General features: G+C 46.1%; 14 protein-coding genes. 10 read left to right on the top strand and 4 right to left on the bottom strand.

What is annotated here, in order from left to right:
• Positions 1–82 precede the first annotated feature (82 nt).
• The 7 genes from priA to rraA all read left to right on the top strand — a co-directional run bounded on the left by priA (position 83) and on the right by rraA (position 7,934).
• Positions 83–2,284, top strand: a complete 2,202-nt coding sequence (gene priA / locus AACV20_RS10165; protein ID WP_094164309.1) for a primosomal protein N' — start codon at positions 83–85, stop codon at positions 2,282–2,284.
• Between the two features lie 305 nt (positions 2,285–2,589).
• The gene (gene cytR / locus AACV20_RS10160; RefSeq protein ID WP_017043195.1) at positions 2,590–3,597 is read left to right on the top strand and encodes a DNA-binding transcriptional regulator CytR; all 1,008 of its coding nucleotides are present in this window, start codon (positions 2,590–2,592) and stop codon (positions 3,595–3,597) included.
• Between the two features lie 102 nt (positions 3,598–3,699).
• A complete protein-coding gene (locus tag AACV20_RS10155; RefSeq protein ID WP_013855850.1) occupies positions 3,700–4,242 on the top strand; it encodes an SPOR domain-containing protein in 543 nt (180 codons plus the stop codon).
• A 120-nt stretch (positions 4,243–4,362) separates the two neighbouring features.
• Entirely contained in the window at positions 4,363–4,929 is a 567-nt protein-coding gene (hslV, locus tag AACV20_RS10150; protein ID WP_010317615.1) for an ATP-dependent protease subunit HslV, read from the top strand.
• A gap of 35 nt (positions 4,930–4,964) precedes the next feature.
• A complete protein-coding gene (gene hslU / locus AACV20_RS10145) occupies positions 4,965–6,296 on the top strand; it encodes an HslU--HslV peptidase ATPase subunit (protein ID WP_013855851.1) in 1,332 nt (443 codons plus the stop codon).
• Positions 6,297–6,418: 122 nt separating this feature from the next.
• Entirely contained in the window at positions 6,419–7,336 is a 918-nt protein-coding gene (locus AACV20_RS10140; RefSeq protein WP_047690597.1) for a 1,4-dihydroxy-2-naphthoate polyprenyltransferase, read from the top strand.
• Positions 7,337–7,412: 76 nt separating this feature from the next.
• Positions 7,413–7,934, top strand: coding sequence for a ribonuclease E activity regulator RraA (gene rraA, locus AACV20_RS10135; protein WP_026027418.1), 522 nt, complete (start codon positions 7,413–7,415; stop codon positions 7,932–7,934).
• A 105-nt stretch (positions 7,935–8,039) separates the two neighbouring features.
• Here rraA and AACV20_RS10130 read toward each other — a convergent pair whose 3' ends face one another.
• Positions 8,040–9,377 (bottom strand): MATE family efflux transporter, encoded by a 1,338-nt coding sequence (locus AACV20_RS10130; protein ID WP_170907203.1) that lies wholly within the window; start codon positions 9,375–9,377, stop codon positions 8,040–8,042.
• A 147-nt stretch (positions 9,378–9,524) separates the two neighbouring features.
• Positions 9,525–10,298, bottom strand: a complete 774-nt coding sequence (gene tpiA / locus AACV20_RS10125) for a triose-phosphate isomerase (RefSeq protein ID WP_026027419.1) — start codon at positions 10,296–10,298, stop codon at positions 9,525–9,527.
• A 292-nt stretch (positions 10,299–10,590) separates the two neighbouring features.
• On the opposite strand from tpiA, the gene AACV20_RS10120 reads away from it, so the two are divergent.
• Positions 10,591–10,938 (top strand): 5-carboxymethyl-2-hydroxymuconate Delta-isomerase, encoded by a 348-nt coding sequence (locus tag AACV20_RS10120; RefSeq protein WP_017043199.1) that lies wholly within the window; start codon positions 10,591–10,593, stop codon positions 10,936–10,938.
• A gap of 17 nt (positions 10,939–10,955) precedes the next feature.
• Positions 10,956–11,381 carry a DUF805 domain-containing protein gene (locus AACV20_RS10115; RefSeq protein ID WP_029190043.1) on the top strand — a complete coding sequence of 142 codons (426 nt, stop codon included), beginning with the start codon at positions 10,956–10,958 and terminating at the stop codon, positions 11,379–11,381.
• 76 nt (positions 11,382–11,457) lie between these two features.
• Here the strand turns inward: AACV20_RS10115 and AACV20_RS10110 are convergent, their stop codons facing one another.
• Complete coding sequence (locus tag AACV20_RS10110) at positions 11,458–11,796, bottom strand: DUF3135 domain-containing protein (RefSeq protein ID WP_013855858.1); 339 nt, start codon at positions 11,794–11,796, stop codon at positions 11,458–11,460.
• 116 nt (positions 11,797–11,912) lie between these two features.
• Positions 11,913–12,530, bottom strand: coding sequence for a helix-turn-helix transcriptional regulator (locus AACV20_RS10105; protein ID WP_013855859.1), 618 nt, complete (start codon positions 12,528–12,530; stop codon positions 11,913–11,915).
• 252 nt (positions 12,531–12,782) lie between these two features.
• Here AACV20_RS10105 and AACV20_RS10100 point away from each other — a divergent pair, with 252 nt between their 5' ends.
• Positions 12,783–13,073 (top strand): co-chaperone GroES, encoded by a 291-nt coding sequence (locus AACV20_RS10100; protein ID WP_010317634.1) that lies wholly within the window; start codon positions 12,783–12,785, stop codon positions 13,071–13,073.
• Positions 13,074–13,102: the final 29 nt, after the last annotated feature.

Below are 13,102 nucleotides of genomic sequence, written 5' to 3'. Positions count from 1 at the left end.
TTGTCCAATGACGAAGCTCGAATTTCGGTGACGCATCCAGTAGACTGTCTTTTCACATTTTTTGTAGAACGAACGGTCGATTATGCGCCCCACCATTGCACGCGTTGCCTTACCTGTCCCATTGGATAAGCAGTTTGATTATCAGATCCCAAGTCATCTGTTTCCGATTGTTGGTGGACGAGTGTCGGTGCCATTTGGTCGGCAAACTCTGGTGGGTATCGTCACCGCTATAGTCAGTGAGTCTGAGTTTTCAGTCGATCAATTAAAGCCGCTAAAAGCGGTGCTCGATAGCCAGCCAGTCTGGCCAGAGAAACTCTATCAATTGCTGTTGTGGTGTAGCCAGTTTTATCAATACCCATTAGGCGACACGCTATTTAATGCCTTGCCTGGCGCATTACGTAAAGGGAAAGCGGCCGATTTTTCGACCTTAGTGGAGTGGCAACTGACGCCCAGTGGGCGCGATCAACTCATGCAAGGATTCGGGCGAGCGGTAAAGCAAGCCAAAGTGATGACGATGCTTGAGTCTGGCGCTGTGCCCCATCAACTGTTTATTGATGAAGGGGTAGGTAGCAGCGTACTCAAAACCTTACAAGAGAAAGGCTGGATAGAATCACTGGAAAAACGGCCGACACTGACGGCTTGGCCGCAAAATGTTGAAGCGGATGTGGAAAAGCCCAAGCTAAACCAAGAACAAGCGATCGCGATTGCTTCAATTAATAGCCATCACCATTTCGCATGCTATTTACTTGAAGGGGTCACCGGTTCAGGGAAAACCGAAGTTTATCTAAACTTAATCAAGCCCGTTTTAGAAAAAGGACGTCAGGCATTGGTACTGGTGCCTGAGATTGGTCTAACACCACAAACCATTAACCGCTTTCGTAAGCGATTTAATGTGCCAGTTGCCGTGGTCCACTCGGGGCTCAATGAAACCGAGCGCCTCAACGCGTGGTTAGCGGCGCGTGATAATATTGCGGGCATTATCATTGGTACTCGCTCAGCGCTGCTAACGCCTTTTGCAGATCTAGGTATCATCATTGTTGATGAAGAGCACGACGCTTCGTATAAACAGCAAGATAGCCTACGCTACCATGCAAGAGATGTCGCGGTAATGCGTGCAAATCTTGAGCAGATCCCGATTGTGCTCGGTTCTGCCACTCCAGCATTAGAAACGTTGCATAATGCATTGAGTGGCAAATATCATCACTTAAGCTTAACTCAGCGTGCGGGCGTAGCGGTTCCCACTAAAAACAAAGTGTTGGATGTGAAAGGCCTGTTTTTAGAGAGTGGGTTATCAGCGCCGCTGATTGCTGAGATGAGAAAACACCTCAGTGCAGGTAACCAAGTGATGCTGTTTCTCAATCGGCGCGGCTTCTCGCCCGCGCTGATGTGCCATGAATGCGGTTGGATTGCCGAGTGCAAACGTTGCGATGCGTACTATACCTTTCACCAATACAGCAGTGACATGCGTTGTCACCATTGCGGCTCGCAACGTCCGGTGGTTCATCAGTGTCAAGGTTGTGGTTCAACTCAGTTGGTCACGGTTGGGGTAGGTACCGAGCAACTTGAAGCGCAACTGGCGCAGCTTTTCCCCGAATATAAAACGGTGCGTATTGATCGCGATAGTACGCGTCGTAAAGGCAGTTTAGAAAGTGCGTTATCATCGATTCGACAAGGTGAGTATCAGATTTTAATTGGCACGCAGATGCTTGCTAAAGGGCACCATTTTCCCGATGTGACTTTAGTGGCGTTATTGGATGTGGATGGTTCGCTATACAGCAGTGATTTTCGCGCCGCCGAACGCTTGGCGCAGCTATTTACTCAAGTGGCAGGTCGAGCAGGGCGCGCTAGTAAACCCGGCGAAGTCATTTTACAAACGCATCACCCAGAACACAGTTTGCTGCAAGCACTGTTGCAAAAGGATTATCGTCATTTTGCAGAAACCGCGTTAGAAGAGCGGAAAATAGCGATGTTGCCGCCTTACACCTATCTCACACTGTTTAAAGCGGAATCCAATCAAGCTTCGATGGTGGAAGAGTTTTTACGCCAAATTAGGCATACGTTAGAAGCGCATCCGTTATTTGATGATTCGTGCTTAGTATTAGGGCCAACTCCAGCCCCATTGGCGAAAAGAGCGGGCAAATATCGCTGGCAGTTATTACTGCAAACTCAACATCGCTCCAAAATGCAAAAACTATTGATGAGTGCTAAGCCTGCGATTGGACTGTTACCATTAGCCAAGAAAATTCGCTGGTCGTTAGATATTGAACCGCAAGATCTCAGTTAAACCTCAGTAGCGTTTTCGATGAAATGAGATGTAACATATTGAAGCAATCGAATGCTAAAAAGGTTACTGTTATTTTTGTCAGCCAATTTAATCCTCTCTAATGTGAGTGGCTTCACGCTTATTATGTAAAATTTGTTAATCTGACCGTAACTTTCTGGGTGGAAATGAATAGACTATCACTCATATATCCGCTGTGAATAACAGCTCAGCGTTCAAAATGGATAACCAGATTTTACAACCGGATTTTATAAACATAACAACGGGTGATTTCAGCCCAGTAACAACTTTTAAAGAGGTTAATTTCTATGGCGACAATGAAGGATGTTGCCCAGCTTGCAGGTGTATCAACCGCCACAGTATCTAGGGCGTTGATGAATCCTGAAAAAGTATCATCTTCAACGCGAAAGCGTGTCGAAGATGCTGTTTTGGAAGCTGGTTACTCACCAAATTCTCTCGCTCGCAACTTACGCCGTAATGAATCTAAAACCATTGTCGCTATCGTGCCGGATATTTGTGACCCTTACTTCACAGAGATCATTCGTGGTATCGAAGATGCGGCGATGGAGCATGGTTATTTAGTACTGTTGGGTGATAGTGGTCAGCAGAAAAAGCGAGAAAGTTCGTTAGTTAACCTCGTATTTACTAAGCAGGCCGATGGCATGTTGTTGCTGGGAACTGATTTGCCGTTTGATGTTAGTAAGCCGGAGCAAAAAAACCTGCCACCTATGGTCATGGCATGTGAATTTGCGCCAGAACTTGAGTTGCCGACGGTACATATTGATAACCTTACTTCAGCGTTTGAAGCGGTGAACTATTTGACACAGCTAGGGCACAAACGCATCGCGCAAATATCGGGGCCAGCAGAGGCCACGCTGTGTAAGTTCCGCCATCAAGGTTATCAACAAGCCTTACGCCGTGCAGGAATTACCATGAACCCTAATTATTGCACTTATGGTGATTTTACTTTTGAAGCCGGGGCTAAAGCACTGCGCCAATTATTGGCTTTATCTGAGCCACCCACAGCCATTTTTAGTCATAATGACAGTATGGCGATCGGTGTCATTAAGGAAGCCAAAAAATTGGGTTTGCGCGTTCCACAAGATATTTCAGTGGTGGGATTTGATGATATTCAATTTGCGCTCTACTGCGATCCACCGTTAACGACCATCTCACAGCCGCGCTATGAGATAGGGCGTCAAGCGATGCTCATGATGCTCGATCTTCTTCGCGGTCAAGAGGTTGGCGCAGGTTCTCGACTATTAGAAACCAAGTTAGTGATTCGAGAAAGCGCAGCGCCTCCTCGCTTGAGCTAACCACATGCAGCGCATTTTTGATGCGCTGCAACTCTTTCAGCACTATTAAGTCGTTGGAAACTGCATTAACATTGGCACAAACCATCAACTTTTGAATTCTCTGTGGCTAATAAAGATTATGTAAGGCGCGGTCGTAGTCCGAAAAAGCCGACCCCGAAAAAAACAGCTCCACGTCGTAAACCTTGGCGTAGTGGCTTATTGGCACTGTTGCTCGTTTCCGGTTTTGGTTATGGGCTGTTCTTACTCAGCCGTGATCCTGAGCCGCCTCAAGCGGTTGTGGTTCCTACAAAACCAGTCGCAAAACCTAAGCCAGAGAAAGTGATCCCACCGCCCCCAGAGGAAAAATGGGATTACGTGGATAGCTTGCCGAAACGTGAAGTAGAAGTAGTAGCCAAAGAACAAAAAGTGTCTGAAATCCCTTATATCATGCAGTGTGGGGCGTACAAAACTTCGGCACAGGCTGAAAGCCGTAAACTTGATATCGCGTTTCAGGGTTTAAAAAGTGAAATCCGAAAAACGGAAGGCAGCAGTTGGTATCGCGTGGTATTAGGGCCATACAAATATAAGCGTGATGCGCAGCGTGACGAGCATAAATTACAACGCGCTAAAATTGAGCCGTGCGCCATTTGGACTGAACCACAATAAGAGCGATCACTCACCGCATCCAATCGATTCGCGGTGAGTGTTTTTTGTGACTTGAAATCTTCCCCAACCATCCTCATATATTTGCTAACTCCATCGTGAAAACAAATAAGAGGTCCTGTCGTGACTACCATCGTCTCTGTACGTCGTAATAATAAAGTTGTCATCGCCGGTGACGGACAAGTATCGCTCGGTAATACCGTAATGAAAGGCAATGCGCGCAAGGTTCGCCGTCTGTACAATAATCAAGTCTTGGCAGGGTTTGCAGGTGGCACAGCCGATGCGTTTACCTTGTTTGAGCGCTTTGAAAGTAAGCTGCAAATGCATCAAGGTCATCTTACTAAGGCCGCGGTTGAGCTGGCAAAAGATTGGCGTAGTGACCGAGCACTGCGTAAGCTAGAAGCGATTTTAGCGGTGGCTGATGAAACTGCATCGCTCATTATTACGGGTAATGGTGACGTCGTTCAACCAGAAAACGACCTGATTGCTATCGGTTCGGGTGGTAATTTTGCCCAAGCTGCGGCGACCGCATTATTAGAAAATACCGATTTAGATGCACGTGAAATCGCTGAAAAAGCACTAAAAATTGCGGGCGACATTTGCGTGTTTACCAACCATTTCCACACTATCGAAGAACTAGAAATACCGGCGGAATTGCTACTGCAACAAACAGTGACCACCGAAAAATAAAGACAGTGTTAGGGTAAAGAATTAAGGAAAATCTGATGTCTGAAATGACTCCACGTGAAATTGTTCACGAATTAAATCGCCATATTATTGGTCAAGATAAAGCCAAACGTTCGGTGGCGATTGCGCTGCGTAATCGCTGGCGTCGCATGCAGCTCGAAGAGAGCTTGCGCGCCGAAGTAACGCCGAAAAACATTTTGATGATTGGTCCAACTGGGGTGGGAAAAACGGAAATTGCTCGTCGTCTCGCCAAGCTTGCCAACGCACCATTCATTAAAGTGGAAGCGACCAAATTTACCGAAGTGGGTTATGTTGGTAAAGAAGTGGAAACCATTATTCGCGATTTAACCGATGTCGCGGTAAAAATGACTCACCAGCAAGCGATGGAAAAGGTGCAATTTCGCGCGCAAGAGCAAGCAGAAGAGCGTATTTTAGATGCTTTATTGCCGCCAGCTCGTGATGCTTGGGGAGAGAATGAAAAGGGCGAAGAGAGCTCGAACACTCGCCAAATCTTCCGTAAAAAGTTGCGTGAAGGAAAGCTCGACGACAAAGAGATTGAAATCAATGTCGCTGTCCCTCAAATGGGGGTTGAAATTATGGCACCTCCAGGCATGGAAGAGATGACCAATCAGCTGCAAGGTTTGTTTCAGAACCTTGCAGGGGATACCAAGAAAAAACGCAAACTCAAAATCAAAGAGGCCTTCAAAGCTTTGACTGAGGAAGAAGCGGCAAAATTGGTCAATCAGGAAGAGCTGAAAGATCAAGCTATTTTTAATGTTGAAAATAACGGTATTGTCTTCATCGATGAGATTGACAAAATCTGTAAACGCGGCGAAAGCTCAGGTCCAGATGTATCGCGTGAAGGGGTGCAACGTGATTTGCTACCTTTGATTGAGGGCAGTACCGTCTCGACTAAGCACGGCATGGTTAAAACTGATCATATCCTTTTTATTACGTCGGGTGCATTCCAAGTGGCGAAGCCCTCTGATTTAATCCCCGAGTTGCAAGGCCGCTTGCCGATTCGCGTCGAACTTGAAGCATTATCGAGCCATGACTTTAAACGTATTTTGACTGAGCCGAAAGCCTCTCTGACCGAGCAGTATATTGCGCTGATGAAGACGGAAGAGGTGCACATTGAATTCACTGAAGATGGCATCACTCAAATTGCGGAAGCCGCGTGGAAAGTGAATGAAACCACGGAAAATATTGGCGCACGTCGCCTGCATACCGTGATGGAGCGTTTGATGGATGAAATCTCATTTGATGCAACAGAAAAGCCTGGCTCCTCAATGATTATCGATGCAGCCTACGTCAAGCAGCGCCTAGGTGAGTTAGTCGAGAATGAAGATTTGAGCCGCTTTATTCTTTAGCGGGTCGAATGGCCAGTACACCGTTTGTAGCCCGTCCAAAGTGACGGGCTTTTTATTGCCGTGTTATACTCGCCAGCAGAACAGTATATACTGACCCCTTTTTTGAACGGCAGTGACCTTGCATGAAGAATTCGCTCCATATCTGGCTTGATGCGGCCAGGCCTAAAACGCTCCCTCTCGCGCTAGTTTCTATTTTAACGGGCAGCGCGTTAGCTTTCTCATCGGGCCATTTTTCGTTGCCAGTAGCGCTGCTTGCTCTGCTTACCGCAACTTTATTACAAATCTTATCCAACCTTGCAAATGATTATGGTGATGCGGTCAAGGGTACGGATAATGAGGCTCGCTTAGGGCCAATCAGAGCGATTCAATCCGGTGCGGTGACGCTCGATGATATGAAGCAAGCGATGCTGATTAACATCACATTGACGGTTATCTCGGGTTTGGTGTTGATTTTTTATGCACTGGATAGCGTGCAAAGTATTCTGGCTTTTGTCGGGCTGGGCGTGCTCGCTATTGTGGCTGCGATTGCTTACACGGTCGGTAACAAACCCTACGGCTATGTCGGCTTAGGTGATTTATCCGTATTCATTTTCTTTGGTTTACTTGGGGTGTCTGGAACCTATTTCTTGCATACCGGCCATGTGGAACCGAGCCTGTTCTTACCCGCGTTAGGCTGTGGCTTATTGGCAGTGGCGGTGCTCAATGTCAACAATATGCGTGATATTGAAAATGATGCAGTTTGCGGTAAAAAAACCGTTGCCGTACGCCTTGGGCAAACGCGTGCCAAGCAATATCACTTTATGCTATTGGCGGGTGCGGTGACCGCTTTTGCTTGGTATTTAGTGATGCAAAGCAGCCCAACGTGGATAAGTTTGCCCTTTTTGTTGAGCATTGTGGTAGTGGTAAAACACAGTAAAGCGGTGTGGGTGAGTGATCAACCTGCGCAGATAGCACCTATGATGCCCGCTATCGTCAAATGTTCACTGATCACCAACTTGTTGTTTGTTGGAATTGTTATAGCTCAAACTCTGACGAGTTAATTGTCGCTTGTCATTGCAATGACTTAATGACCCTATATACTCGGTGAAGATAATTTTCGGCAAGAGAAGAACCATTATGGAATACAACACCTCTGCGTTATGTGATATTTATCTCGACCAAGTCGATGTGGTGGAGCCAATGTTTAGTAACTTTGGTGGAAGCGCATCCTTTGCTGGCCAGCTTACGACGATTAAATGTTTTGAAGATAATGGCTTAATCCGTGAAGTATTAGAGCAAGATGGGCTAGGACGGGTGCTGTTAATTGATGGTGGTGGTTCACTGCGCCGTGCGCTGATTGATGCAGAATTGGCCGCTCTTGCTGAAGAAAATGAGTGGGAAGGCATCGTTGTTTACGGTTGTGTCCGTGAAGTGGATGAACTCGAAGAGATGAGCATCGGTATTCAAGCGCTCGCCTCTATTCCTGTTGGAGCATCCAATCAAGGTATCGGTGAAGTGGATGTGCCTGTCAATTTTGGTGGCGTCACTTTCCTACCTGAAGATTATTTGTACGCTGATAATACGGGTATTATTTTATCTCCTGAGCCTTTAAATGTGGATATGGACTTAGATGATGACCTTGACGAGATTGAAGAGTAGTTTCTCGCGCTGAAAGGCGATGTTTCTAAGTGATAAAGCCAGCATGAATGCTGGCTTTTTTATATTTAGTTCACCACGACGTGCTCAACCAGATAAATGGTAGCATTAGCGAAACAGGTAAGTTCGTTTTAGACGCAGGGCGTAGTAATAACCCAGCAGCCCACCTAAGGTATTGCCTGCGGCAATCCCGATAAACAGCCCTTCGACATCATAGAGATACGAACCTAACCACGCGGCAGGAAGAGTGAACACAAATAGCCGCATCACGCTCCACTGAAAGGCGCGCATGGGTTGATGCAATGCATTCAATCCAGAGACAAGCATCATCACAATGCCTTGAAAGCCATAGCTCAGTGGCACCACCAGCAAATAGTGCCACAATAGATCGCGCACCGAGGGCTCTTGAGAAAATAGGGCTGACAAAGGGATGCTCAGCGGTACCATCATCGCAAAAATCATCAATTGAAATACGATAGAAAAACGCATGCTGAGGAACAAGCCAGCAAAGCTACGCTCAATATTTTTTGCGCCGATGTTTTGTGCCATAAAGGGAGTCAGTGCTGAGGTTAGTGACATCAAGACCAAAATGAGTATCGACTCAATACGCTGCGCGGCGCCGTAAGCGGCCACGGCAGCCGTGCCATGGCTTGCCAGCATTATCATTAATAGCGCGCCAGAGAGTGGATTCATTGCATTGGAGAGTGCCGCTGGTGTGCCCACTTTTAAGATCTGCTGCCAATCATGCCATAAAGTAGGAAAATACGGCCATGCCAATAATTTTTCTCTTTTGATTAATACATATAGCGATCCGCACAGTGCGCCTAACCAACTGAATGCACTGGCAATAGCAGCACCTTGGATTCCTAATTCAGGGAAAGGGCCATAACCAAAAATCAGCATCGGATCGAGTAGACCGTTAATACAACCTGCGAGCATCATAATTTTAGCCGGCGTTTTAGTATCACCTGTGGCTCGAATTGCACTGTTACCAGCCATGGGAATAACGAGCAAAGGAATGGTCAAATACCAAACCTGCATGTATTGCTCAATCAAAGGGATTAAATCGTCAGTGGCACCAAGCAGTAGGAAGAGTGGCTTAATGGTCAGTAACCCCAGAATTGAAGCGAATGTCACCAGCACCACAGCCAGCAACACGCCATGACTAGAAAAACGCGCCGCATTCTTAGCGTCACCTTGACCGAGTAAGCGGCCAATACTCGTCGAAAGTCCAATACCAATTCCCATGGTAATGCAGTTGACCGCAAAGGTGACGGGAAAGGTAAAACTGATGGCGGCAAGAGATTCGGTGCCCAGCAGTGAGATAAAAAAGGTGTCGACCAAGTTAAACATCAAAATCGCGATCAAACCAAAAATCATTGGGATCGTCATTTGAGTGAGCACATTTGGAATTGGGGCGGTTAATAGGCCGTGTTTATCGTGCATTACTGGCAACGTAGGTTAAGCAAAACGTTAGGATACTTGATTCTGGCGATCGCGACTATAGCTGCTAGGATGGGAAGTGTGACTAGAGTGAAGAAACAAAAAAGGCCAGCAAATGCTGACCTTCTTAACGATAATTAGTGTGAATAATTACGCTTTTTTCGCTTCAGCTGCTGCTTTTGCGATAGCTGCAAAGCTTTTCGCATCAAGTGCCGCGCCGCCAACTAGAGCACCATCAATGTCTGGTTGTGCGAAGTAAGCTGCTGCGTTTTCAGGTTTTACAGAACCGCCGTATTGGATAACGACATTCTTCGCGACTGCTTCTGATTTTGCAGCAATGTGCGCGCGAATAGCGGCGTGAATACGTTGAGCATCATCTGCTGTTGCTGCTTTACCTGTGCCGATCGCCCAGATTGGTTCGTAAGCGATGATCGCACCTTCTAGCGCTTCAACACCTTGAGTGTTGATCACAGCGTCAAGTTGACGTGCACATACGGCTACTGTTTCGCCAGCTTCGTTTTGTGCTTCAGATTCGCCGATACAAAGTACTGGTGTTAGGCCATTTTCTTTTAGGAATGCAAATTTTTGCGCCACAAATTCATCGGATTCATTGTGGTATTCACGACGCTCAGAGTGACCAATGATGATGTGTGTTGCACCGAATTCTTTCAGCATTGCTGGAGACATATCGCCAGTGAATGCGCCACTGTTGTGTACGTCGCTGTTTTGGGCACCCAGAATGATCGCGCTACCCGCATCGGTCAGAGTGCGCTCTGCTAGGTCAATAAAAAGTGCAGGTGGAGCAACGGCTACGTCAACACCCGTTACGCCTTCAAGCTCTGCATTCAGACCATTTAGCAGCTCAACAACCATCTCTTTGCTGCCGTTTAGTTTCCAGTTACCCATAACTACAGGATGACGCATAGGAATATCTCCATTATCTATCAAAGTTAAAATGAATGAATGTCAAAAATAAACGTGATTGCGAAAGAATATAACAGATAAAATCGGTCAGATCATGATTCGAGTCATGACTTTATGGGATCTTAAGCAATGCGTGACACCCCTTATCAGTGATCAGATAGACAGAATAGTCGATAATGGCTCGGATTTTACGAGATTAATTGCTATTAGTGGCTGTTAAAAGAAAAGCTAGTGATACCAATAAGGCTCACCAGTGTTGAAATTTGATCATGAATGAAGAAAAGGAATTCGTATGCCCAACCTTGTTATGGAATACTCGAACTCTGTGGATGAACGTGTGAATGTTCAAGGGTTATTGGAAGATCTTCACCAAGTCGCACTTCGCTGCGGATTATTTGACGCTGACTCAGTGAAATCACGGGCGCTACGCTGCCACCATTGGTGCATTGGTGAAGAGGGCGACAGTGTTGATTTTATTCACCTCAGCTTTGATTTGCTGTCAGGGCGGACACCTGAACAAAAAAGAGAGTTGTCACGTCAATTAATGGCGGTATTGCAACAGCAAGCTAGTCAAGTCAGGAGTCTGACCGTGAATGTGCGTGATATGGATAAAGATTGCTTCCAAAAGGTTGTAAATTAACCATTTTAGGTAACAAGATGTCAATTAAAGAACTGCTATTTTCATTTCAAGGACGCATCGGGCGCAAAGTATTTTGGATGTGGAATCTCTGTTATTACGCGTCCATTATGGGCTTCGCACTCGCTGCAAACCAAATGTTTCCTGCCTATACGCACCTGATCTTGCCGCTGTTTTTGCTAGTGGTGTTACTGCCTGATTTGGCCATCACGGTAAAACGTTGGCATGACAGAGATAAGTCTGCTTGGTGGTTATTGCTTAATGTCCCTTTGGTGATAGGCCGTATGAGTATGCCTTTTGCCAGTGCCGAGATTGCCACTCAAGCCAGTATGACAGAGTCATTGGTATCGCTGGTCGCACTGGTTTGTGGCTCATGGATTTTAGTCGAATGTGGTTTTATGAAGGGAACGCAAAGCCGCAACCGCTACGGACCTGAACCAGAGTAAACTTGATAGAAAAAAATTGATGAAACAACAGGAGGCCAATGCCTCCTGTTGTTTTAAAAAGCTTCAAATAGCGAGGTTAACGCCAGTCGCTGTGGCGCGGCACAAATGGAATGATGGTCGCGCTCGGTTGAGTGCGCGCCGATTCGCCATCTAAGGCATTTCTAAATTTCATCATCTGTTCGCCGAGCTCACGCATCAGCATAACATTAGCATGGACAGGGTTTTTGCATTGGCTCACCACCAAGTCAATGTGACTTTGCTGAGCCCATAACCTGTCTTGCATGTTGTTGGAAGAGGAGAGGATCATCTCTTCACAGATATCTTTTTTCAGTTGCGTAAAGGCATCTGGATTATGTTTGGCAAGTTCAACCAACTCATCAAAAGAAGGTAAGGCCTGTTTTTGAGGGGGCTCCATATCTTTCTCCTTTACACTATTTCTCTGTTGATTATTTTATCAACACAATGAAAGCATAACCGATCAATAAGGTAGGAGTTGGAACGAAATCGCCATTTCTTACTAATGAGACGATCTTAGCGTGGTGTGATTTGATAACGGCAGCGACGCTCACCCATAATGATGTGTTCGCTCCGTTCAACTACATACTGCTCACCGATCAACGTTTGGAAAATATTAAGTTCAGATTGGCACAGGTTAGGGCAGCGTGCCGCAGCTTTACAGATAGGGCAATGGTTCTCAATTAAAGTGTAACCGTTCGTTGATGGTATGAGCTCTGCCATATAGCCTTCTTGCTCACGAAGCGTCACTAGCTTAGCTAGTTTTTCTTCTAAACTGTGGCAATCAATTAATGCGTGTTGATACTGTGCTAATGTGTGAGCTTCACGCTCTGCCGCTACTTTGGCTAGCCCTTCTTTACCAAAAAGGTGCTCAACAGCATCAATCACTTGGATGATCAACTCGCCATGCCGATCAGCAAATTGGTCGTGGCCTTGTTGTGTCAAAGACCAGTGTCGAGTAGGGCGTCCGACTTTTACTTTGACATCATGAAACGCCACAATGCCATCATCTTCCAAACTTTGTAGGTGCTGGCGAGCCCCCATGGTGGTAATTCCTAGGTCGTCGGCCAGTCGTTTAGCGGTTACCGCTCCATCGCGTTTGATGGTTTGAAGTATTCGGTCAATGGTTTTCATCGCATTCCTCTGTTTGCCTTATCTATTATGAAGAAGCAGCTTAATAAAGCAAATTATTGACTATACAGGATGAGCCGCTAGTAACTTTTGTCAGCACAGAACCAAGATTCGCTATCAATTCGTTAAATAGATCACAAAATTTTCGCGTTCCCCCCTTGGGATCCCTTGCTTGCTCCCCCACATATCACTCACGAGCTGAGTAATCAGCCTTTTCATAAACCTAACGGAAAATCTAATCAGGAGAGACGACCGATGAACATTCGTCCATTACACGACCGAGTTATCGTTGAACGCCAAGAAGTTGAATCTAAATCTGCTGGTGGCATTGTTCTAACAGGTTCCGCTGCAGAGAAGTCGACTCGTGGCGTCATCTTAGCAGTAGGCAAAGGCCGAATCCTTGAAAATGGTTCGGTACAACCGCTGGATGTCAAAGTAGGTGATACGGTTATTTTTGCAGAAAGCTACGGTACTAAAACGGAAAAGATCGACGGTAAAGAAGTGCTCATTATGTCTGAAAACGACATCATGGCGATTGTCGAGTAAGCATTGAGTAATTTTTGCTCTGATTCAAA

The sequence above is a fragment of the Vibrio sp. B4-6 genome, assembly GCF_963888245.1.
Taxonomy (GTDB): Bacteria; Pseudomonadota; Gammaproteobacteria; order Enterobacterales; family Vibrionaceae; genus Vibrio; species Vibrio anguillarum.
Note: the sequence above shows the minus strand (reverse complement) of the source record. Positions and strands in the feature narration are given on the sequence as shown.

What these genes read in the sequence shown, in the direction of transcription:
- AACV20_RS10130 (WP_170907203.1), bottom strand. Translation starts at nt 9,377, where the DNA reads ATGCACGATAAACACGGCCTATTAACCGCCCCAATTCCAAATGTGCTC.
- hslU (WP_013855851.1), top strand. Translation starts at nt 4,965, where the DNA reads ATGTCTGAAATGACTCCACGTGAAATTGTTCACGAATTAAATCGCCAT.
- cytR (WP_017043195.1), top strand. Translation starts at nt 2,590, where the DNA reads ATGGCGACAATGAAGGATGTTGCCCAGCTTGCAGGTGTATCAACCGCC.
- tpiA (WP_026027419.1), bottom strand. Translation starts at nt 10,298, where the DNA reads ATGCGTCATCCTGTAGTTATGGGTAACTGGAAACTAAACGGCAGCAAA.
- rraA (WP_026027418.1), top strand. Translation starts at nt 7,413, where the DNA reads ATGGAATACAACACCTCTGCGTTATGTGATATTTATCTCGACCAAGTC.
- AACV20_RS10140 (WP_047690597.1), top strand. Translation starts at nt 6,419, where the DNA reads ATGAAGAATTCGCTCCATATCTGGCTTGATGCGGCCAGGCCTAAAACG.
- AACV20_RS10100 (WP_010317634.1), top strand. Translation starts at nt 12,783, where the DNA reads ATGAACATTCGTCCATTACACGACCGAGTTATCGTTGAACGCCAAGAA.
- AACV20_RS10105 (WP_013855859.1), bottom strand. Translation starts at nt 12,530, where the DNA reads ATGAAAACCATTGACCGAATACTTCAAACCATCAAACGCGATGGAGCG.
- priA (WP_094164309.1), top strand. Translation starts at nt 83, where the DNA reads ATGCGCCCCACCATTGCACGCGTTGCCTTACCTGTCCCATTGGATAAG.
- AACV20_RS10115 (WP_029190043.1), top strand. Translation starts at nt 10,956, where the DNA reads ATGTCAATTAAAGAACTGCTATTTTCATTTCAAGGACGCATCGGGCGC.
- AACV20_RS10110 (WP_013855858.1), bottom strand. Translation starts at nt 11,796, where the DNA reads ATGGAGCCCCCTCAAAAACAGGCCTTACCTTCTTTTGATGAGTTGGTT.
- AACV20_RS10120 (WP_017043199.1), top strand. Translation starts at nt 10,591, where the DNA reads ATGCCCAACCTTGTTATGGAATACTCGAACTCTGTGGATGAACGTGTG.